The 22158-nt window shown below is 65.4% G+C and carries 17 protein-coding genes; 6 read left to right on the top strand and 11 right to left on the bottom strand.

Features of this window, described 5'->3' with window-relative positions:
• Positions 1–97: 97 nt before the first annotated feature.
• Genes AC2IR1_RS05325 through AC2IR1_RS05305 form a run of 5 tightly spaced genes read left to right on the top strand, consistent with a single transcriptional unit; the run spans position 98 to position 4797 of the window.
• The gene (locus tag AC2IR1_RS05325) at positions 98–967 is read left to right on the top strand and encodes a branched-chain amino acid ABC transporter permease (protein WP_486475241.1); all 870 of its coding nucleotides are present in this window, start codon (positions 98–100) and stop codon (positions 965–967) included.
• A complete protein-coding gene (locus AC2IR1_RS05320; RefSeq protein WP_486475240.1) occupies positions 964–1896 on the top strand; it encodes a branched-chain amino acid ABC transporter permease in 933 nt (310 codons plus the stop codon). The genes AC2IR1_RS05325 and AC2IR1_RS05320 overlap by 4 nt, the downstream gene beginning before the upstream one ends.
• Positions 1893–2621 carry an ABC transporter ATP-binding protein gene (locus tag AC2IR1_RS05315; RefSeq protein WP_486475239.1) on the top strand — a complete coding sequence of 243 codons (729 nt, stop codon included), beginning with the start codon at positions 1893–1895 and terminating at the stop codon, positions 2619–2621. The genes AC2IR1_RS05320 and AC2IR1_RS05315 overlap by 4 nt, the downstream gene beginning before the upstream one ends.
• Positions 2614–3336 (top strand): ABC transporter ATP-binding protein, encoded by a 723-nt coding sequence (locus AC2IR1_RS05310; protein WP_486475238.1) that lies wholly within the window; start codon positions 2614–2616, stop codon positions 3334–3336. The genes AC2IR1_RS05315 and AC2IR1_RS05310 overlap by 8 nt, the downstream gene beginning before the upstream one ends.
• Before the next feature lie 12 nt (positions 3337–3348).
• Positions 3349–4797 (top strand): aldehyde dehydrogenase, encoded by a 1449-nt coding sequence (locus AC2IR1_RS05305; RefSeq protein ID WP_486475237.1) that lies wholly within the window; start codon positions 3349–3351, stop codon positions 4795–4797.
• Between the two features lie 46 nt (positions 4798–4843).
• On the opposite strand, the gene AC2IR1_RS05300 is transcribed toward AC2IR1_RS05305, so the two are convergent.
• The 6 genes from AC2IR1_RS05300 to AC2IR1_RS05275 all read right to left on the bottom strand — a co-directional run bounded on the left by AC2IR1_RS05300 (position 4844) and on the right by AC2IR1_RS05275 (position 11625).
• On the bottom strand, positions 4844–6043 hold the full coding sequence (locus AC2IR1_RS05300; RefSeq protein ID WP_486475236.1) for an amidohydrolase: 1200 nt from the start codon (positions 6041–6043) through the stop codon (positions 4844–4846).
• Between the two features lie 46 nt (positions 6044–6089).
• The gene (locus AC2IR1_RS05295) at positions 6090–6938 is read right to left on the bottom strand and encodes an ATP-binding cassette domain-containing protein (protein ID WP_486475235.1); all 849 of its coding nucleotides are present in this window, start codon (positions 6936–6938) and stop codon (positions 6090–6092) included.
• The gene (locus tag AC2IR1_RS05290) at positions 6935–7936 is read right to left on the bottom strand and encodes an ABC transporter ATP-binding protein (protein WP_486475234.1); all 1002 of its coding nucleotides are present in this window, start codon (positions 7934–7936) and stop codon (positions 6935–6937) included. The genes AC2IR1_RS05295 and AC2IR1_RS05290 overlap by 4 nt, the downstream gene beginning before the upstream one ends.
• Positions 7937–7949: 13 nt before the next feature.
• Positions 7950–8933, bottom strand: coding sequence for an ABC transporter permease (locus AC2IR1_RS05285; protein ID WP_486475233.1), 984 nt, complete (start codon positions 8931–8933; stop codon positions 7950–7952).
• Entirely contained in the window at positions 8930–9907 is a 978-nt protein-coding gene (locus tag AC2IR1_RS05280; RefSeq protein WP_486475232.1) for an ABC transporter permease, read from the bottom strand. The genes AC2IR1_RS05285 and AC2IR1_RS05280 overlap by 4 nt, the downstream gene beginning before the upstream one ends.
• A 104-nt stretch (positions 9908–10011) precedes the next feature.
• Positions 10012–11625: an ABC transporter substrate-binding protein gene (locus AC2IR1_RS05275; protein ID WP_486475231.1), complete on the bottom strand. Its 1614-nt coding sequence runs from the start codon at positions 11623–11625 to the stop codon at positions 10012–10014.
• Between the two features lie 212 nt (positions 11626–11837).
• Between AC2IR1_RS05275 and AC2IR1_RS05270 the strand changes: the two genes are divergently transcribed.
• Positions 11838–12758 carry a LysR family transcriptional regulator gene (locus AC2IR1_RS05270; RefSeq protein ID WP_486475230.1) on the top strand — a complete coding sequence of 307 codons (921 nt, stop codon included), beginning with the start codon at positions 11838–11840 and terminating at the stop codon, positions 12756–12758.
• A gap of 36 nt (positions 12759–12794) precedes the next feature.
• Here AC2IR1_RS05270 and AC2IR1_RS05265 read toward each other — a convergent pair whose 3' ends face one another.
• From AC2IR1_RS05265 to AC2IR1_RS05245, 5 genes are all read right to left on the bottom strand, one after another.
• Complete coding sequence (locus AC2IR1_RS05265) at positions 12795–14492, bottom strand: ABC transporter ATP-binding protein (RefSeq protein ID WP_486475229.1); 1698 nt, start codon at positions 14490–14492, stop codon at positions 12795–12797.
• Positions 14493–14753: 261 nt separating this feature from the next.
• Positions 14754–16895, bottom strand: a complete 2142-nt coding sequence (locus tag AC2IR1_RS05260; protein WP_486475228.1) for a TonB-dependent siderophore receptor — start codon at positions 16893–16895, stop codon at positions 14754–14756.
• A 105-nt stretch (positions 16896–17000) separates the two neighbouring features.
• A complete protein-coding gene (locus AC2IR1_RS05255; RefSeq protein ID WP_486475227.1) occupies positions 17001–17699 on the bottom strand; it encodes a helix-turn-helix domain-containing protein in 699 nt (232 codons plus the stop codon).
• Between the two features lie 494 nt (positions 17700–18193).
• Positions 18194–19774, bottom strand: a complete 1581-nt coding sequence (locus AC2IR1_RS05250) for an alpha/beta hydrolase-fold protein (RefSeq protein WP_486475226.1) — start codon at positions 19772–19774, stop codon at positions 18194–18196.
• A 4-nt stretch (positions 19775–19778) separates the two neighbouring features.
• Positions 19779–21974 (bottom strand): TonB-dependent siderophore receptor, encoded by a 2196-nt coding sequence (locus AC2IR1_RS05245; RefSeq protein WP_486475225.1) that lies wholly within the window; start codon positions 21972–21974, stop codon positions 19779–19781.
• Positions 21975–22158 lie beyond the last annotated feature (184 nt).

Below are 22158 nucleotides of genomic sequence, written 5' to 3'. Positions count from 1 at the left end.
GCCCGTTGGCCCGCGCGCTGCGGCACGCGGGCCGACCGTAGCCCCCGGCCCTCTCGTCTCCGGAGCCCCGGGGGAACCCGACACTGAAGGTATCCTCATGCTGACAACCACCCTCATCCTCGGCCTCGTGCTGGGCGGCACCTATGCGCTTCTGGCGCTCGGGCTGACGCTGCAGTACGGGATCGCCCGCATCATGAACCTCGCCTATGGCGAACTGACGTTGATTTCCGCCTTTGTCGTCGTCGCCGCCTTCCAGGGGCTGGGCCTGTCGCCATTGCTGTCGCTGCCGGCGGTCGCCGTCGCGGGGTACGGGCTGGGCTGGCTGCTCTACCAGGTCATGATGCGCCCGCTTGTCGCGCGGTCGGGCGGTGGCGGACAGCTGGAGGTCGACAGCATCCTGGCGACCTTCGGCCTGCTGTTTCTTATCCAGGGGCTTCTGCTGGTGGTCTTCGGTGCGAATTTCACCTCGATCTCCTACCTTGATCGCGGGGTGAACGTGCTGGGGGTTTCCGTCGCGCTGAACCGTCTGATCGCCTTCGCGATCTGCGTCGTGGCCGGCGGAGCCCTGGTGATCGCCCTGCGCACGACCACCTGGGGGCTGCGCATGCGGGCTGTCGCCCTGACCCCGGGGTCCGCCCCGCTGGTGGGGATCGACGTCAACCGGGTGGCGCGCCAGGGCTTCGCGCTCGGCTCTGCGCTGGCGGCGACCGCAGGGGCCTCGATCTCCATGTACCAGACCTTTTCCGCAACGGGCGGCGTGGTCTTCACCATGAAGGCGCTGGTCATCGTGATCATGGGGGGCGTGGGCAATGTGCCGGGCGCATTGGCGGCGGGCTTTGCCCTTGGGCTGCTGGAAACCTTCGTGGCGACCGCCATCGACCCGGGCCTGACACTTGCCGCGACCTTTGCCATCTTCCTGCTCGTGCTGCTGTGGCGCCCGCAGGGCCTGTTCGGAGCACGCACATGATCCGCATTCTCCTTCCGCTGGCAGCCCTCGGGGTGCTGGCCTGGGTCCCCCTGCTGGTATCCGACTACGGGCTGGGCCTGCTGATCGGCACCGCGACCTATGTCACGCTCGCCTCTGCCTGGGCGCTCTTCTCGGGCCAGACGCGCTACATCTCGCTCGCCACGGTCGCCTTCTACGGGACCGGAGCCTACACGGTGGCCGTGCTGAACGAGGCGCTGCCCTATGGCGCGGTGCTTCTGGCTGCAGCGGCCATCGGCGGTGCCATGGCGCTCCTCGTTGGGCTGTCGACCCTGCGCCTGAAAGGCGTCTACTTCGTGATCTTCAGCTTCGGCCTGGCAGAGCTCGTCCGGCAGTTGATCACCTGGTACGAGGTCAACGTGACCGGCACGCTGGGGCGTTACATCTTCCTCGATATCTCCACCCGGCAGATCTACTGGCAGATGCTGGCCCTGGGCGCGCTGACCATCGCGCTGACCGCCTGGATCCACCGCGCCCGCCTCGGCATGGCGCTGCGGGTGATCGGAGATGACGAGACAGTGGCGGCGCACTCCGGGATCCATCTTGCCCGGGTCAAGCTGATCGCCTTCATCATCTCGGCGGTGATCCTGACGCTGGCCGGGGCGATCACCTCTCCGCGCTATGTCTACGTGGAGCCTTCGATCGTGTTCAATCCGACGGTCAGCTTCCTGACCGTGATCATGGCCCTACTGGGCGGCGCGAACCGGCTTTGGGGGCCCGCGCTTGGCGCCGTGCCCCTGTTCCTGGTCTTCGAATGGCTGTCCTCCAACTTTCCCGACACCTACCCGATCCTGCTGGGGCTGCTCTTCATCGGTGTCGTCTTCCTGGTGCCCAAGGGACTGATCGCGACGGCAGAGAAATTCGGCAGCGGGCGCTGGCCCGCCAGGTCCCGACGGGAGGCAAAGGCATGAGCTTTCTCGAAATCAACGACGTGGTGAAACAGTTCGGCGGGTTGAGGGCGGTCGACGGGGTCTCGTTCGGGTTGGAACGTGGTGAAATCGTCGGCCTGCTGGGGCCCAACGGGTCGGGCAAGACGACCCTGATCAACCTGGTCTCCGGCGCCCTGCCCGCAACCTCCGGCAGGATCCGCCTGGCCGGCAGGGACCTGACCGGCCTGCGGGCCGACCGGATCGCCCGGGCCGGCGTTGCAAGAACCTTTCAGCTGGTGCGCATCCTGCCCTCCCTCAGCCTCATCGAGAACGTCATGATCACCGCCGTCTTCGGCCGTCATGGCCATTGGGGCCCTGCCGCACGCCGGGTCGCCCGACAGGCACTGGAGGACGTGGGCCTTGCCGGACGTGCCGATGCGGTTGCAGGCAGCCTGACCTACATCGATCAGAAGCGGTTGGAACTTGCCCGCGCCCTCGCGGCGGAGCCGGAAGTCCTCTTGCTCGACGAATGGCTTGCCGGGCTGAACCCGACGGAGCTTGAGGAGGGCGTCGCGCTTATCCGCAAGCTGCATGACGGCGGCCTGACCATCCTGATGGTCGAACACATCATCGACGCCGTGCGCGCGCTCTGCCCGCGTGTCGTTGTCATGAACTCCGGCCAGATGATCGCGGATGAGGCGACGGACAGGGCGCTGTCCGACCCCGCGGTCATTTCCGCCTACCTCGGAGGGGAAGTAGATGCTTGAGATCAAGGACCTGACGATCACCTACGGGAAGCATGTCGCGCTCGATGCCGCATCGCTCTCGGTCGAAAGGGGGCAGATGGTCGCCATCCTGGGGGCCAATGGCGCCGGCAAGTCCTCTCTGCTCGGGGCGATCGGCGGCCGGGTGAAGCCAGTGTCGGGCGACATCCTCTATCAAGGCAAATCGCTTCTGCGTCAGCCGGCGCACAGGCTGGTCGAGGAAGGCATCGCCCTCGTCCCCGAGGGGCGCGGCATCTTTCCCGCCATGACGGTCGGAGACAACCTGCGCCTGGGCGCCATTCCCGAACGCGCCCGCAACGGCGCCGCGGCCAGGATGGAGGAGGTCTTTGCGCTCTTCCCCAAGCTCGCCCAACGGCATGGCCAGATCGCGGGAACAATGTCCGGCGGCGAACAGCAGATGGTCGCCATCGGACGTGCCCTGATGTCCAACCCCGATCTTCTGTTGCTCGACGAACCCTCGCTCGGCCTGGCGCCGATCGTCGTGAAAGAGGTCTTTTCCGCCCTCTCCCGCATCCGCGCAACGGGGCTGACGATCCTCATCGTCGAGCAGAACGCGCGCGCCACCCTGGACCTGGCGGACTTCGCCTACCTGGTAGAGGTCGGGCGGATCACCGGATCCGGTCCCGCGGCCCAGATCAAGTCAGACCCTGCGGTAATCCGCGCCTTCCTGGGCGGATCGCTTGCGCCTGCACGGTAACAGGAGAGCCACATGGAAAAGCTCAATCTCTACATCAACGGCGCCTATGTTCCCGCCGAGGGCGGCCGCAGTTTCACCCGGGCCAACCCCGTCAGCGGAGAGGTCGTGACGGAGGCCGCCGCGGCCTCCCTTTCCGACGTGGCCCGGGCGGTAGATGCCGCTGCGGTGGCCTTCGCCGGATGGTCCGCCACCTCCCCCGGGGAGCGCCGCAAGATCCTGCTGGCGGCGGCCGACAACCTGAAGGCCCGAGCCGACGATATCGTTCAGGCCATGAAGGACGAGATCGGCGCGACCGAGGCCTGGGCCCGGTTCAACTGCATGCTGGCTGCCGACATGCTGGTGGAGTCGGCCTCGCTCACCACGCAGATCAAGGGAGAGGTCATTCCCTCGAACCGCCCGGGATCCACCGCGCTTGCCGTGCGCCAACCCGCTGGCGTGGTGCTGGCGATGGCGCCATGGAATGCACCGGTGATCCTTGGCGTGCGCTCCATCGCGACGCCGCTCGCCTGCGGCAATACCGTGGTCATGAAGACATCGGAGCTGTGCCCCCGGGTGCATGCGCTCATCATCGAAGCGGTGGCGGAGGCAGGGTTTCCGCCCGGTGTGCTGAACGCGATCTCCAACGACCCCGACGAGGCGCCGGAGGTGGTTGCGGCGCTGGTCGAACATCCTGCGGTCCGTCGGGTGAATTTCACAGGTTCGACCCGGGTTGGACGCGTCATCAGCGAACTGGCCGGGCGGCACCTGAAACCCGCGCTGCTGGAACTTGGCGGCAAGGCCCCGATGATCGTGCTGGAGGATGCCGATATCGACGCAGCCGTCGCAGCAGCGGGTTTCGGCGCCTACATGAACCAAGGGCAGATCTGCATGTCGACAGAGCGGATCATCACCGTCGGAAGCGCCGGCGACCGCTTCGTCGAAGCTTTCGCCGCCAAGGTCGAAAGCCTGACCGCAGGCGATCCCGTCGAAGGCAGCAGCCCCCTGGGATCCCTCGTGAACGAGGCGGCGGCGGAACGGATCGGCACGCTGATCGGCAATGCCGTCGAAAAGGGCGCCCGGCTGATCGCGGGCGGTGGCCAGGGCACGCTTCTGAACGCGGCCGCTTTGGATCACGTCACCTCCGACATGCGGATCTACAGCGAGGAAAGCTTCGGCCCGGTCGTCGCCATCATCCGGGCGGGCTCCGTGGATGAAGCCGTCCGGATCGCGAATGAAAGCGACTTCGGCCTGTCCGCAGCCGTCTTCGGCCGGGACACGATGGCGGCCCTGTCCGTCGCGCGGCGGATCGAAAGCGGCATCTGCCATATCAACGGCCCGACGGTCCATGACGAGGCACAGATGCCATTCGGCGGGGTCAAGGCCTCAGGCTACGGGAGGTTTGGTGGGATCTGGGGCATCAACGAATTTACCGAGCTGCGCTGGATCACCATGCAGGACGGGGATCTGCATTACCCGATCTAGGGCAACGGAGGAACCGGCCCCGCCACGGGGCCGGTCCCAACGGTTATCAGGCGTCGTCGCGGCCCAGTTCCTGCAGCACCAAGTTCACCCAGTAGCTGACGCCAAGGCCAAGCGTCCGGTCGTTGAAGTCGAAGCGGTCGGTGTGCACGTCATGCACCTTGCCGTCCGGCCCCGCGCCCGCGCCCATCCAGAAATAGGCCCCCGGCCGGTCAACGCCGAAGAAGGAGAAATCCTCACCTCCGGTCGAGGCTTCCCGCTCCGGGTTCACCTGCGTCGTGCCAAAGGTCGTCCGCGCCGCCTGCAGCGCGGCGGTGAAGGCCTCGCCGGAGTTGATCAGCGGCGGCGTGTTGCGGTTGATCACCACCGTCGCCTCGCAGCGGGAGGCCAGCGCCAGCGCCTGCGCCTGTTCCTCGATCCGGGTGCAGATCATGTCGCCCACGGCATCGCTGAAGTAGCGCCCGGTGCCACCGACACTCACCTCGCGGGGCATCACGTTCAGCGAGGAGGGAGAGCCGCCCGCCATGTGGCCCACGCTCAGCACCGCGACCTCGCGGGCGGAAACGTTGCGTCCGACGATGGCCTGCAGGGCCAGCACGAACTGCGCCGCCGGGATCGTCGCGTCATTGGCCGCATGCGGAGAGGCGCCGCCATGGCCACCGGTGCCCTTGAAGGTCACGTCGAAGGTCATCGTGCCCGCCAGCGCCGCACCCTCGCGGCTGGCGATGGCGCCCTCTTCCTGCAGCGGATCGGTGTGCAGACCATAGACCGCCTCGCAGGGGAACCGCTCGAACAGCCCGTCCTCCATCATCGCGGCGGCGCCGCCGGCGCCTTCCTCGGCGGGCTGGAAGATGAAATGGACCGTGCCCGCGAAATCGGGATCGGCGGCCAGGTACTGTGCCGCGCCCAGCAACATGGTGGTATGGCCGTCATGACCGCAGGCATGCATCTTGCCCGGCACCTTGGAGGCATAGTCGAACTCGTTCGCCTCCTCGATGAAGAGCGCATCCATGTCCGCCCGCAGACCGATGCTGCGCTGACCCGGGTGACGCCCCTTCAGCACGCCGACGACACCGGTGCGGCCGATGCCCTCATGCACCTCCAGCCCGAAGGCGCGCAGGCGCTCTGCGACGATGCCCGCCGTGCGGACTTCCTCGAAGGCGGTTTCGGGATGGGCATGCAGATCACGGCGGATGGCGATCAGCTCTGGAAGGATGGCCTCCAGGCGGTCGGCCTCGGTAACGGGCATCTTTGGCTCCTGTGGTATTTAGTCTCTTTCGGACGAGCGCGCGGGATCACCCCGCCGCCGCCACCTCCTGCCGTCGCGTGGCGGCCGACATCTGCGGCACCGCGTCGATCAGCATGCGGGTGTAGGGATCCTGCGGATCGCGGAAGAGCTGGCGCGCCTCCTGCCGTTCCACCATGACGCCGTTGTGCATGACGCCGATCTCGTCGGCCATGTGGCGCACCACGGCCAGGTTGTGGCTGATCAGCACGTAGGTCAGCCCCAGCTCCTGCTGCAGGTCGCGCATCAGGTTCAGGATCTGCGCCTGCACCGACACGTCCAGCGCCGAGGAAGGCTCGTCGCAGACGATGAACTCCGCCCGCGCCGCCAGCGCCCGCGCGATGGCGATCCGCTGCCGCTGGCCGCCGGAAAACTCGTGCGGGTACTTCAGCATGTCCGAGGCCTGCAGGCCCACCAGCTGCAGCAGCCGCGCGGTCTCCGCCTCGGCCTCGGCGGCATCGGCCACCACGTTCAGCGCCAGCATCGGCTCCGACACGATCCGCCGCACCCGCCAGCGCGGGTTGAGGCTGGCATAGGGATCCTGGAAGATCATCTGCATCCGCCGCCGCAGCGCCCGCTGATCCGCGCCGCCCAGGCTGGCGGCAATGGGCGTGCCGTCGATCGCCACGTCGCCGGAGCTGGGTTCCAGCAGGCCGACCAGCATCCGCGCGATGGTCGACTTGCCCGACCCGCTCTCGCCCACCAGGGCGAAGGTGCGGCCCTGCGGCACTTCGAAACTCACGTCCTTCACCGCATGCACGAACCGCTTCGGCTCCCGCTCGATCACCCGGTTCAGCCAGGGCTTCGACACGTCGAACCGCCGGTTCAGCGACCGGACTTCAACAAAGGCGCGGCTCATGCGGAAACCTCCTCGGCCTGAGTTCCTGCAGACTGGGCGCCGGCGAAATGGCAGGCGGCCAGGTGCCCGCCCTGCCCCTCCGGCTCGGGACGTTTCGCGGCACAGAGCTCCGTCGCGAACTCACAGCGCGGCCTGAAGGCGCAGCCTTCGGGGATCGACGACAGAGACGGCATCGACCCCGGGATCTGCTTCAGCCGATCAAGGTTGCTTTCCAGCGAGGGGATCGCGGCCATCAGGCCCCGGGTGTAGGGATGGCGCGGATCGGTGACGACTTGGGCCACCGGCCCGATCTCGGCCACCCGGCCCGCATACATCACCGCCACCCGGTCGGCGGTCTCCGCGATCATGCCCATGTCGTGGGTGATCAGCATGAAGGCCGTGCCGTGCTTTTCGCACAGCTTCCGGATCAGCCCGATGATCTGCTTCTGCACCGACACGTCCAGTGCCGTGGTGGGCTCATCCGCGATCACCAGCTCCGGCTCGGCACAGAGCGCCAGCGCGATCACCACGCGCTGCCGCTGGCCGCCGGAAAACTCGTGCGGGTAGTTGCGCATGCGGGTCTCCGGATCGGGGATGCCGACCTCGTCCAGCAGCTGCACCGCACGGGCGGTCGCCGCCTTGCGCGACAGGCCCAGGTGCACGCGGATCGTCTCCACCAGGTGATCGCCCACCCGCATCAGCGGGTTGAGCGAGGTCAGCGGATCCTGGAAGACCATGCCGATGTGGCGGCCGCGGATCTTCTCCATCTCGCGCGGCGGCAGGGCCTGGATCTCCCGGCCCTTCAGCAGGATCTCGCCCCCGGCGATATGGCCCGGGGCGGCGATCTGGCCCATGATGGCAGCGCCGGTCATCGACTTGCCCGCGCCGCTTTCGCCGACCACGCCCAGAACCTCGCCGGGGTGGATGTCGAAGGACACGTCGTTCAGCCCGGTCAGCACGCCGCGCCGGGTGGGGAATTCGACCCGCAGGTTGCGGATGGACAGGATGGGTTCGCTCATTTCCGGACCTCCCTCAGCGCAGTTTCGGGTTCAGCGCGTCGCGCAGCCAGTCGCCCAGCAGGTTGATCGTCAGCACCAGCACGCCCAAGGCCACGCCGGGCACCGCCACGATCCACCACTGGCCGGAGAACAGGTATTCCTGCCCGGTCCGGATCAGCGTGCCCAGCGAAGGCTTCATCGGCGGCAGGCCCACGCCCAGGTAGGACAGCGTCGCCTCGGTGATGATCGCCAGGCCGAAGTTGATCGTCAGGATCACCAGCACCGGCCCCATGACATTGGGCAGGATGTGCTGGCGCATGATCTTCGTCGCCGGCAGCGCGAAAAGCCGCGCGGCGCTGACGTAATCCTTGCTCTTCTCCACCATGGTGGAGGATCGCACCGTCCGCGCGTACTGCACCCAGAACGAGGCGCCGATCGACAGCACGATGATGAGGGAGGCAGAGCTTTCGCGCCCGATGCCCGGCAGGAAGGAATGGATCACCCCGTCGATCAGCAGGGCGATCAGGATCGCCGGGAAGGACAGCTGGATATCGGCCAGCCGCATGATCACGCTGTCGACGACGCCGCCGAAATAGCCCGCGATCACACCAAGGGCGATGCCGATCACCGTGGCCAGGGCCACGCCCACGGCGGAAATGCCCAGCGAGACGCGCAGCCCGTAGAGCGTGGCCGACAGCATGTCGCGCCCCTGATCATCGGTGCCCAGAAAGAAGCGCGGATCACCGCCCTCTTCCCAGGCTGGCGGCAGGGAAGAATTCATGATGTCCAACGACATCGGGTCAAAGGGATCCATCGGCGCGATCCAGGGGGCGAAGATCGCCGAGAGCAGGATCGCCAGAAGGATCACCGTGGCCAGCAGGACCAGCTTGTTGCGGCGAAAATCGATGCACAGGTCGCTGTCCCATGCGCGCTTCGCCCGGGCCGAAAGCGGCTCGTTGCGCGGGGCACGGGTCTCGACTGCGGGGGTGCTCGGGTTAGAGAGGTCGGGCTGGGTCATGCCTTGGCCTTGCCTTTCAGACGCGGGTCGACCGCGTTGTAGATCAGGTCGACGATGAGGTTGATCATCACGAAGAAGAAGGCGATCAGCAGCAGATAGGTGGACATGATCGGCACATCCGCATTCTGCACCGCCTGCAGGAACAGCAGGCCCGCGCCCGGCCACTGGAAGACGGTTTCCGTGATGATGGAAAAGGCGATGATCGACCCGATCTGCAGGCCGACCACGGTGATCACCGGCATCAGCGTGTTCTTCAGCGCGTGGCGGAAATAGACCAGCCGCTTGGGCAGGCCGCGCGCGGTGGCGAAGCGGATGAAGTCGGCGCGCAGCACCTCCAGCATCTCGGACCGCACCAGCCGCATGATCAGGGTCATCTGGAACAGCCCCAGCGTGATCGCCGGCAGCATCATGGATTTCCAGCCCTCCCAGGTCAGCAGCCCGGTGCTCCAGTGGTCGGTGATCTTCACCAGCCCGTTGCGCCCGAAGGACGGCAGCCAGCCCAGCTGGACCGAGAAGACGTAGATCAGCAGGATGCCGATCAGGAAGGTCGGCAGCGACACCCCCACCAGAGAGGCGGATTGCAGCAGCGTCGAGAGCACACCGCGCGGCCGCAGCGCGCAATAGACGCCCAGCAGGATCCCCGCGATGATGGAGAAGAGCGCGGCGACGAAGGCCAGTTCCAGCGTGGCGGGCAGGCGTTCGGCCAGCAGGTCGGTGACGGGCTGGCGGAACTGGAAGGAATTGCCGAAATCGAGGTGCACCACGCGGTCGATGTAGCGTGCGAACTGCACGATGGTCGGCTGGTCCAGGCCCAGCGACTGGCGCAGCGCCTCGCGGTCGGCCTGGGTGGTCTCGACCCCCACCATCTGGTTCACCGGATCCCCGGCGAAACGGAACATGACGAAGGCAATCAGGGTCACGACCAGCATGACGATGACCGACTGCAGCAATCTGCGGATGATCAGGGCGAGCATGTCAACTTTCGAAAGGTTTGGCTGCCCGGGGGCGGCCGGTCACAAAGTGGCCGTGGCGGGGGGAGAGGCCGCCACGGCCCAGGTTCAAGGAGCGACGGGGTGTCTCACTCCTCGGGGGTCTTGGTCACCCAGTAGAAGCGGAAGTCGTTGTCGGCACGCTGCACGACCTCGACGTTGTCCCGCACGCCCCAGGCCAGGGTCTGCTGGTGCAGCGGCACATAGGCGACTTCGTCCATCTGGGCGATCTTGTAGGCTTCGGCGATCAGCTCGTTGCGCTTGTCGTCGTCAGGTTCGCTGCCGATCTGCTCGATCAGGGCATCCACCTTCGGGTTGCAGTAGTTGCCGACGTTGTTGCCACCGCCGTTGCCAGCCTCGTCGCGGCAGCGGAACAGGTCGCGCAGCACGCCGACCGAACCCGACCCGTTGGTCTGCCAGCCGAGCAGGTAGAACGAGGTGTCGTAGCCGCCCGAGGCGAAGATCCGGCCGAAATAGGTGGCCTTGGGTTCTGCGTTCAGGTCGACCTTGATGCCGATCTTGGCCAGCATCGGCACGATCGACTGGCAGATCCGCTCGTCGTTGACATAGCGGTCGTTCGGGCAGTCCAGCTGCACTTCGAAGCCGTCGGGATAGCCGGCCTCGGTCAGCAGTTCCTTGGCACCCTTGGGGTCATAGGCGGGACGGGTGAACTCGTCATAGAGCGGGAACAGCTCCTTCGAGACCATCAGCGACGCCGGCACGGCCGCGCCGCGCATCACCTTGTCGACGATCGCATCCTCGTTGATCGCCTTCCACACGGCCATCTTGACGCGCGGATCCTTGAACGGGTTGCTGTCGGTCAGGTTCGACTTGGGGAGCACGTCGGAATGCTGGTCGAAGCCCAGGTAAATCACCCGCACTTCCGGCCCCTGCAGCACATGCGCCGTGCCAGAGGCGTTGATCCGGTCCACGTCCTGCAGCGGCGCGGGCTCGATCATGTCGACCTCGCCGGACAGCAGGGCGGCCACGCGGGTCGCGCCGGAGGAAATCGGCTGGAACACCACCTTGTCGAGGTTGTGCACCGGCGTGCCCCACCAGGTCGGGTTGGGCTCCCAGACGGTTTCGACGCCGGGCTGGTGCGACACCAGCTTGAACGGGCCGGTGCCATTGGCATGCAGCGCCATGTAAGAGGCATCGGTGCCGCCCTGGTTCACCGACACGGCGTCATGCGCCTCGGTCCAGGACTTCGACACGATGTACCAGGTATCCCAGACCGCCATCAGCATGGGCGAGGGTTCGGGCGTGGTCACCTGCACGGTGTAATCGTCGATCTTGGTGAAGACGGCATCGGCCGGCACGCGGGTCTTCAGGTCCGACCCGGAGGACCGCACGCGGTCGGCGGAGAAGATCACGTCATCCGCCGTGAAGGGGCTGCCGTCCTGGAAGGTAACGCCGTGACGCAGGTGGAAGGTCCAGGTCTTGGCATCGTCCGACTTTTCCCAGCTTTCGGCCAGGGCGGGAATGATGTTCAGATCGCCGTCACGGGCCACCAGGCCTTCGTAGACGCCGCCGATCATGGCGAGGGAGAAGGTCTCGGCCAGGGCATAGGGGTCGAGCGACTTCAGGTCGCCCTGCGCCGCGAAGCGGAAGGTGTTGTCCTGCGCCAGCGACGCCTGCGGCAGGGCCGAGGTGGCCAGTGCCAGGGCGACGGCCGCACCGGAAAGGATGGAACGAAGTTTCAAGTCTGCCTCCTTGCAGGGGGATGTTTTCTTGCGCCCCTCCGGTCGCCGGGCGGGGCCGGCATGCCTGGGGACGGGTCATGAGGTCGGACGCTACGTAGGGGACGCCGTTGCAATCAATGCCTCTTGATGCAACAAAGCGCTGCATCCAGCGCAACAGTCATGCCGACCGCTGCCCGCCACCTCACCCCGGATCCGTATGGAAGGCCCCGCCCGTGATCGACCCGACGCGCCTGCACTACCTGTTTTACACGCATATCTGCGGCGGCATCCGCCAGGCCTCCGAACGGCTGGACGTGGCGCCCTCCACCATCAGCCGGCAGATCGCGCAGCTGGAAACCGAACTGGGCCTCACCCTGATGGAGCGGGAGGGGCGCGGCGTGATCATGAACGACATCGGCCTCAGCCTCTGTGAATACTACCGGTCCCAGCAGGAGGCGGAGCTGCAGTTGCAGGCAAACCTCGACGGCTTCCGCAACTCCCGCAGGACCCGGCTGCGCATCTCGTCCGGGGAAGGGTTTGTCAACTGGCTTATGGGCCGGCCCCTGCGCGACTTCCGCGCAGCATGGCCCAATACCGACCTGGAGGTGCTGATCCACCCGACCAGCGAATCCGTCGATGCCCTGCTCGCCAACGAGACGGATATCGCCGTGACCTATTTCGCCCCCAACGACCCGTCGCTTGTTTTTCATGCAAGATCCGAGGTGCCGATGACCGTGGCGATGCGCAAGGATCACCCGCTGCAGCAACTTGGCCGGTCACCGCGCCTCAAGGATGTCGTCGCCTACCCGCTGGTCCTGCTCGAACCGCGCTTTGGCGGGCGACAGATCACCGACATGATCGCCCGGATGGAACGCGTCACCCTGCGGCCGACGATGCTGGCCAATTCCTATCGCGTCGCGCTGTCCTATGTGGCCATCGGGCAGGCCCTGTTCCTGATGCCCTACAAGCCCTCCCCACAGAGGGACATGGACGAGGCGCTTACGACCCTGCCACTGGACTACCCATCGCAGATCACCTCGCATACGCAGATCATCACCAGGCGCGGTCGATACCACGGGGCGCCGGTTCGGCACCTGCTGGATCTGTTGATCCGTGACGGGGAGTTCGAGGAAATCGCCGGCACCCTGGGATGATCGCCCCAGGCCGATGCGCAAGGCCGACCATCCCCCTCACTGAAGCCGCGCGTAGACCCCGCCGACCTGGCGCAATTCCTGGTCGCTGCCCGCCTCGATCAGACGCCCGCCTTCGAACACGAGAATCCTGTCGGCCTCGCGAATGGTCTCCAGCCGGTGGGCGATCACCAGAACGGTACGACCGACGGAAAGACGCTCCAGTGCGGCCTGGATTTCGCGCTCGGTTTCCCGGTCCAGGGCGGATGTCGCCTCATCCAGGATCAGGATCGGTGGATTCTTGAGGAAGGCGCGCGCGATTGCGACACGTTGCTTTTGCCCCCCGGACAGGGTCACGCCACGTTCCCCCACAACCGTGTCCAGACCCTCGGGAAGGCGTTCCACCAGGTCGGTCAGCTGCGCATCGGCAACAGCGGCAAGAAGCGCTTCCTCGGTTGCCTCCAACCTGCCGTAGGCGATGTTTTCCCGCAGGGTGGACCCGAACAGGAAGACATCCTGGCTGACGGTTCCGATCTGTCCCCGCAGGCTTTCCAGCGTCATGTCGCGGATATCGGTGCCGTCGATCGTGATCCGTCCAGCGGTTGGGTCGTAGAAGCGCGGCAGCAGCGCCAGGGCCGTGCTCTTGCCCGCGCCGGACGGCCCGACAAGGGCCACGGTTTGCCCGGGGTCCACGGAAAAGCTGACCTCATGCAGAACCGGCAACGCCCCGTCGTAGGCAAAGTGGACGCCCTCGAACCGGATCGCCCCCGTCAGTTTCCCCGCAGGAGTTGCCCCGGGCAGATCCGCAATATCCCGTTCGGTTTCCAGCAATTCGAGGTAGCGCCGGAACCCCGCGATACCACGCGGATAGGTTTCGATAACCGCGGCGATCTTTTCCAACGGGCGGAAGAAGACATTGACCAGCAGAAGGAACCCGACGAAGCCGCCGACCTCCAAAGACCCCTGCAGGACGAAAGCCGCCCCGGCCACCATGACGATCACCTGCACGAAACGCAGTCCCATGTAGTGAATCGCGCTGGCCCGGGCCATCAGCGAATAGGCTTCCAGCTTGGTATCGCGGTAGGCCGCGTTGTCCCGCGCGAAAAGCGCTTCTTCGTGTCGTTCATTCGCGAAGGCCTGTACGACGCGAATGCCCCCGATCGCCTCTTCGAGACGGACATTGAAGGCGCCGACACGTGCATAGATGTCGCGCCAGCTTCGGGTCATTTTCGCGCCGTACACCGTGACGACCCAGACCGTGCAAGGCACGATGACAGCCGTGATCAGGGCCAGCGCCGGGTGCATCAAGAACATCAGGACGAAGGCGCCGACAAACGTCATGACGGCGATGAACAGATCCTCGGGACCATGGTGCGCAACCTCGCCGATCTCCTCCAGGTCGCGGGTCACCCGCGCGACGAGCTTGCCTGTCCGGGCCCGGTCGAACCAGCGCCATGACAGCCGCGTGATATGCGCGAAGGCGCGGCGGCGCATCTCCGTCTCGATCTCGATGCCCAGCCGGTGCCCCCAGTAGATCACGACCCCCATCAGGGCCGTGTTCACGGCGTAGATGCAAAGCAGTCCGATCGCAGCCAGAACCGTCAGCCGCCAGTCTCCGAGCGGCAGCAGGTGGTCGATGTAGGCCGTGATCGCCAGCGGGAAGACAAGCTCCAGCAGGCCGGAGAGCACGGCAGAGCCGAAGTCGACCCAGAACAACCGTTGGTGCGGGCGATAGTACTCGAAGAATTGTCTTAGCATGGCGAACACCCGGTCGTTTTGGTCGCATGGAAGGAGATGGAAGAACGGCAAGCGCAGGATCCGGCCCAGGCTTTTCTTCAGGCCATTCCTATAGCGGTCCTGCCTGCAGCAGAACCAGCGCTACGCCTGTTTCACGGAACGGCTGCGCCCGGATTGTTCAGCGCAGTGGCAGAGGGCCGTGTTGCATCCAGAAAGAGGCGGAACCCTGCCCGCCTCCCTCTTTCGCTGTCCGCATCATCCGTGCGTGGTTCGAGACGCTGCTTACCAGCGGTGGGTCAGCGTGGCGGAAACCGTTCTGCCATCTCCGTAGTAGGAGGAGAAGTAGCCGACGGAGGAGATGTAGACCTCGTCCGTCACGTTGGTCACGTTCAGCCGCAGCTCCGTCCCGCTGTCGAATGCGTAGGTAAGACCGGCATCAAGCAGGGTCACCGGGTCCAGACGGTAGTTGTTTTCGTTGAAGGCATAGCGCGCGCCGATGAACCGGGCCCCTGCCCCGATCGTCAGCCCGGCCAGCGGCCCCGACTGGATTTCCTTGGAAACCCACAGCTTGGCGGTGTGCTCCGGCGTCAGGCCCAACTCGTTGCCGTCATTGCTGCCACCGATGATTTCGCTGTCGGTGTAGGAGTACCCCCCGGTGAAGCTCCAGCCGTCAGCGAGGTTCGCCCGGCCTTCCAATTCGGCCCCGCGGATACGCGACTTGCCAACCTGACTGTAGACGGGAACCCCACCGACGTTGGTGCTGACGGCACGGTTTGTCTCATCCAGCTGGTAGATTGCGGCAGTCAGGTAGATGTCCGTCGAGGGCGGCAGGTACTTGAAGCCCAGCTCCCACTGCTTGCCTCGGGTCGGCTCCAGGACGTTCCCACCGGCATCGGGTGCAGCGTAGACGGAGAAGGAGGTGCCATAGGACAGGTAGGCGGACATGCCGCTATCCCAGACGTAGCCGAAGCTGGCCTGCCCCGTTGTCGCGCTGTCGTCACGGCCAAGATCCGTCACTCCCGGCGTGCTTCCGACGCCGGGGATATCGTAGAGAGTTTCCTGCTGCCCCTCGGACCGGTTCCAGTCGTGCCGCAGGGCAAGGCTGCTCCGCCAAGGTCCCCAGTCGGCTTCGTCCGAGGCATAGATCCCCAGCTGTTCGATCGTCACGTCTTTCTGAGCAGTCCAGGTGGTGCCATTCGTGACCGGCGTAATCGCCGAATAGTCAGGGTTGGCGTAATCGATGGACTGCTGCCCGTAATAGAAGATGGAGGTCGCATCCTCTTCGAACCGGCTAGCGTCGAGACCGAAGGTCAGGCGGTGGCGCACCATTCCGATATCCACATCCCCCGAAAGGCGCAGGTCTGCGGCAATGGAGCTGACGTCCTCCGCCTGATCCAGCAGGGTCCGGCCCACTTCCGTTCCCGAGACCGAGCCCACGGAAAGGTTGGTGTAGTCCCAATCGAACTTCATCACCCCCATGTTGCCGGCCAGTTCCCAGCCATTGTCGAAGAGGTGCGTCACCTGCAGACCCAGGGTCGCGGTGCGGCGATCGCCAGATTCCAGCGACTCGTTGCCGAAGTAGAAATCGCGAAGGTCTTCGTCCGGATAGACACCTATGAAGGCATTCGGCACGCCGGACGGCGCATCAGGGTCGTCCTTCTGAACATTCGCCAGCAGCTCGACCGTGGTGCTGTCCGTCAGTTCATACCTGCCGGAGAAGCCAAGGTACCCGCCCTCGTTGCCATATTCGTCGATCCCCAGCTTTGCATCGCCTGCACGTGCGACCAGCCGGTAGGCCAGGCGATCACTGACAACCCGGTTGAAGTCTCCGAACAGGTGCCAGGATCCGTTGCTGTCCAGGTCAGCCCCCATTTCGGACGTATCGCCATCGAGCTGCGCGCGCTTCTGAACAAGGCCCACCAGGCCGGACGGGGACCCGGCGCCGTAAAGAACCGACTGCGGCCCGCGCAGCAGCTCCACCCGCTCCGTCCCGTAAAGGTCGAGCGACGGTGCACCGTAGTCCGGATCCGACGAGCGGCGGAAACGCAGGCCGTTGAGGTAGATCTGGTTCTGAAGGTCCTGCCCGCGCTCGACGATGGAGTCGAACCTCGGATCCGCACCATAGGCTTCCGTGACAACGCCTGCGGAATAGTTCAGCGCCTCGGACAGGTTGGTCGCCCCGGTGTCCGAAATCTGGTCCCTTGTCACGACAGTGACCGATCCCGGCACCTCCAGCAGTGACCTGTCGCTCTTGATAGAGGCCGAGGTGCCGGCGGCATAGCCCGCGACGGGACCTGTGGGATCCTCTGTCCCCTGAACGATGATCGGCGCGAGTTCGATCGCCGCGCCATCCTGCCCCCAGGCTGCACCGCTTGTCAGGGCAAGGGCACTGACCCCCGCCAAAAGAAAGTAGCTGCGTTTCATGTCCTACGTCCCTCGCACATTTTCCGACTTTTTAAGTCAAGAAATAGTCGAGGTCTTGAACATGCCTGTCGCGATTTGGCGAAAACCGCCGTGCAGTTGAAGAAATCAAGACAGGCTTGGCGTCATGTGTCGCGTCCGCCAACGTGACGGCGGCATTCCGACCGCCTGCCTGAAGACGCGCGAAAGATGCGCCTGATCGGAGAACCCGGTTGCCAGGGCGATCTCCGCCAGGGGTTGATGCCCCTGGATCATCATATCCTGCGCGGCCTCTATCCGGCGCTGCGCGATCCACCGTTTCGGCGTCATCCCGACACTTTGCTTGAAGACCCTGCTGAACCAGCTTTCGGAAAGCCCCACCAGCTGCGCCAGCTCTGCCAGGCCGAGCGGCTGATCGAGGTGCGCCGCCACATGCTCATTCAAAAGCCTGATCTGGTGGGGACGCAGCCCCGTGGCAAGCACGGCCCCGGCGTCCTGTTCCGGCGGCAAGAGCACGCCCAGAAGCGCCTGGAAGAGGCCGTCCAGGAACACTTCGCCCCGGGACGGCTGCTCAATTTCCGCCGCGGCCATGGCCGCCAGAACCGTCAGCTCCTTGCTGTCATCTGCGAAGATGACATCCCCCGGCGGCGCCCCGCCGCCCGACAGCGCAAGACGGCGCCGCAAAGAGAGCGCATCGAGGTGCAAATCCACATGCGCAAAGGTCTCTGCCTGCAGAAGCCTGACCCAGAGCGGTTGGCCCGCCGGCACGAAGAAGGCCCGCACACCGGCGCGTTCCGGGGCCGACGACTGGCCTGTCCTGAAGCTCATCTGCGGCGGCTTTGCCCCTAAGAACACCACCAATCGCGGGTCCGGAGAGCGATAGTATCCGCCAGCCCCGACATCCCCGGCAACGCGCCAGAGATCCGCCACCGCGCCGGACAGCGGCCGAAACCGCAATGGAGCAACGGTCCGCAACGCAGTCGTCCGCGCCTCCATGCGAGGGCGGAATGCAGGCGGTGCCGAACTGTGGATGGGCATCGGAGGCGTCATGAGAAAGCGGATCAGTGCGATTGGGTAGTCGCAATCCTGACAATTACAATAAGGATTGTCAACGCAAGCGCAGCGTCAACCAGTCTGACCGGCCTTATTTGCCGCCTACCTTTTTAGTGCTTCATGCAAGGAATGCGCCGGCTCCGCGACGGTTTCCCGCAGCTCTATCTTTCTGCTGTCGCTCGGGCCGGAACCGTTATCTCCCAACTCCGGCGCCAGCTTCTGGCACCGAGCAAGTGAGCGAGCGTCTACGGTTATTTCGGGCACCCGTCTTACAGACCGAAAAGCGCCAGAAGACCCTCGGCCAGGGCCCCGCGCCAGACCAGGTAGTCATGGCCTCCGGCATAAGCCCTGAAGTGCACCTCCGCTCCCTGCGAGGCCAGGGTTTCGCACAGGTTCCGGCTTGGGCCGAAGATGCCATAGTCGCCATCCAGCCCGGTTTCGTAGATCCCTGCAGAAAGCCAGGCACGCAGGTCCGGACGCGGGGCGTCACGATAAAGATGCGAAAGGTAGACGCCCTCTACCTGCGCCCCCTCGGGCGCGGCCCAGAAGGACCCGGACATCGAGATGAAGGCGCCGAAGGCCTCCGGCTGCTCATGGGCAATCCAGGCAGAGGCGAGTCCCCCATAACTGGCACCGCTCAGGACCGTGCGGGCGCGATCATGGGCCAGGCCGAAGCGCGCCTCGGCCAGCGGCAGGATCTCCTCGGCCAACACCCGGGCAAAGGTTGCGTTGAAGGGAAGTTCGGCAGAGCGGGTCGCGCTGTCGATCGAGGAGACGAAGATCGCGTGCACAGGCGGCAGACGCCCCGCGGCGATCAGCCGGTCGAGCACCTGAGGGATCGGCGCGCGGGCATCTGTGAAACGTTCGCCGTCGAAGACCACCAGCACCAGCGGCCTCCCCCCGGCGCCCTCCGGGGGATGGTAAAGCTGCAGGTCGCGGCTGTTGCCGAGCGCATCGGAGGTGAAGCGAAGGGTCTCCATCCGCCCACGCGCCTCCGGCAGGGGGCCGTCTATGCCGGGCTGCAAGGGTGCGTTGTCCAGCGCGATGGAGGACATCTGATTGAAACGGTCCACTCCCTTCGGCCAGACCGGCTGGCGGTTCAGCGGATCGGCCTGCAGGGTCGCAAGCAGCGCCACCCGCTTGTCACGGAAACTGCCCTCGACCTGCGGAATGTCCGGGGCGATCTGGTAGGAAAGCCGCAGGCTGTCGGGCACCTCGAAGCTGGTGAACCAGATGTCGCTGTCGCCGAGCTTCTGCATCCAGATGTGATCATTCGCAGGGCCGCCGACCAGCCGCGCGTTGCGCGCCGCACCGCGCCAGAGGAAGGTGACGATCCGGGTGTCAGGAGTAGGGCCGGGTTCGACCATCGGCGTCCCCTCCGCGGCCCGCGCCTTCCAGAAGGCCGCCGTGTCGTCACCGGCGGCCAGGCCCTCGGCAAGCGCCCGCAGGGTGGGGCTTTGCAGTGCGCCGGCCCTGGCCAGCGGCCAGACCCTTGGCGCCTCGGCGGGCTGCGCCGCAGGTGGAAGGATCCGGTCAAAGGTCAGCTCGGCCGGGCCGCCCCAAATCTTCAGCCAGGCGGGACCGTCCGGCAGCACGAAATGCAGGGCCCTTTGCCCCGCAGCGCCATAGACCAGCCGCCGATAGGGGCCGTCCGGGGTCATCAGGTCCAACACCACGGGATGCGCTGCGCTGAGCCGGGCGACCACGTAGCTTCCGGCGGGCAGCTCCAATGGCGCCAAGGCGGCTGCGGGACCGAGGACGCGCATCTCGCCCGGCTGCGGGGCCTCGGCATGGGAGAGACCGGCGCCGAAGAACAGCGCCGGAAGCAGGGTCATGATCTTGCGAAACAAGGTGTCACCACTGGTAGGTCAGATTGGCCTGCACGGTACGCCCTTCACCCAGCCAGCAGTAGTTGCCGAAGGCGCAGGAGGTGACATAGCGCTTGTCCGCCAGGTTCTGGATGTTGAGCTGCGCGCTCATTCCGTCGAGACCGATCATCGCCAGGTCCGCCGTCAGGCCAAGGTCGACCAAGGTGTAGGCCGGCACCGTCACGGTGTTCTCTTGGTCGCCCCAGCTCTTGCCAACGTGGCGAATGCCCAGGCTGGCGTCGACATGTTGGCTGACCCCGTATTTCACCCAAAGCGAGGCGCCTTCCAGCGGCACGATATGCATCTGGTTGCCTTCGTAGTCGCCGGTATCGTAACGCGGATCCGCCTTGTAGTAGCCGCCCACGATGCTGAGCCGTTCGCTCAGCTTTGCATGGGCCTCAAGCTCGATCCCCTGGGAGGAGATCTGACCGACCTGCTGGCTTTCGCTCAGCCCGCCGCCCAGGTCCACCGTTTCGACGATGTTCTGCTTGGTGATATCGAAGAGAGCGGCGGACAACATCACATTACCATTCGGTGAAAGCCACTTCGCGCCCAGTTCCCATTGCTTGCCGGTGGTCGGATCGAAGCTCGCATCGCCGTTGTCGTCCAGCTCGGTCACCGGTTCGAAGCTGGTCGAGTAGCTGACATAGGACATCAGCCCGTTGCCGAACTCATAGGACAGCGCTGCCCGGCCCGAGAAGGCCTCCTGCGTATAGGTGTCGTCCGAAGACCCGCTGCCCCAGCTCGCCGCATAGGTCTCCGCGATGCTGGTCTCGACCCAGTCATAGCGCCCGCCGAGCAGGAAGTTCCAGTTTCCGAGGCTCATCTGGTCCTGCAGGTAGACGCCTGTCTGCTGCATGGTGGTGTCGGTGGTCGAAGTATAGGCATCCAGCGTGACCGAGGTCGCATCGGCATAGCTGACGTAGTTCATGGTCGAAAAGTCGAACGTCAGCGTGCTGCCATCGTCGCGGGCATAGGTCGAGTTCAGCTCGGACCAGCTGTAGTCGAAGCCCGCCACGACGTGATGATCGACGGCACCTGTCAGCAAGTCGCCTTCCAGGTAGGTATCGGCCGACACCTGGCTCAGCTCCTCGGTGTTTTCGAAGACATAAATCGGGAAGGTGTATCCGTCAGAGGTGCTGGACGACCACAGCGTCGCACCGCGCTGCGTCGCGTCGATCTGAGTGGCGCGGGCGCGGTGATGCAGGCTCAGGCCATTGTCGAATTCATGATCGAATTGGTAGCCGAGCGCGAAGGTCTCCCGGGTCGTCTTGTCGAAATCGGGCGCGAAGCTGACGAAATCCTGCGGGATCAGATATCCGCTCGACGTCGGCTCAAGCGTGCCGGAAAGAGGCATGAAACCGCGATACCCTGCATCGGGCTCATTCTGGTAGAGCGCGTTCAGGGTCAGGCTGGTGGCCTCCGAAATATCCACGGTGACCGAGGGCGCCAACAGGAAGCGGCTCTGGTCGAAATCGCCCTGCAGGTTCTTGGTCCAGGCCGAGGTCACGAGGCGATAGCGCGCGGTGCCCTCTTCGTTGAGGTCGCCCTGAAGGTCGGCGCTGAGCCGTTGGTAGCCATCCGAGCCGAAGCCCATGACCAGCTCGTTGCCCCCCTGCTCCTTCGGCAGTTTAGAGAACTGCGCGATGACGCCGCCGGGCACGACCTGTCCGTAGGTCAGCGAGGCCGGGCCCTTCACCACTTCGACCCGCTCCAGGTAGTAGGGATCAAGCTGGCCCATGGAGGCCTGCCCCATGAGCAGACCGTCCAGGTACTTGGTGGCGAAGGCGCGGTCACCGAAGCCCCGGAGCGAGGTCTCGTCATGCAGGTTGGAGGTCCCGCGGTATTCCGAGAAGGTGCCCGGCACGTAGCGCAGCGCTTCGGCCACGGAATTGGCCGCCTGGTCCTCGATCAGCTCGGCCGTGACGACCGAAACCGTCACCGGGGTTTCCGCCAGCGCCGTGTCCGACTTGGTGGCCGAACTGCTCTGCTTGGCTGTGTATCCCTCGACCGGACCACCGGCTTCCTCGTCGGAGGCCTCGACCAGGATCGGCGCAAGCGTCGTCACCTCCTGGGCGCAGGCCATGGGCGCCGTGATCGCCGTCGTGGCCAGCAATGCCGCCCACAGAACTCCCTGCCGCACCGGAACCACTCCGGCGCGGGTCATCCGCATGTCTGTCATCTGTCTATCCCGTCTCTCGCAGGCCATGGCAGATCCCAGTCAGAGCCATGTCGCCTTTCTTGATTATTTTTGTCAGATAAACTAGACAGGGCTTTGGGTCCAGCGAACTGACGTTTTCGGCTGCGACTATGATCTTTGCGACAACGACACTTTTCGCCTGAATGGGGCTCTGCAGGACGGACAG

This window comes from Pseudooceanicola sp. NS-SX8, from assembly GCF_057380755.1.
This window is presented reverse-complemented; position numbering and strand designations above follow the sequence as displayed.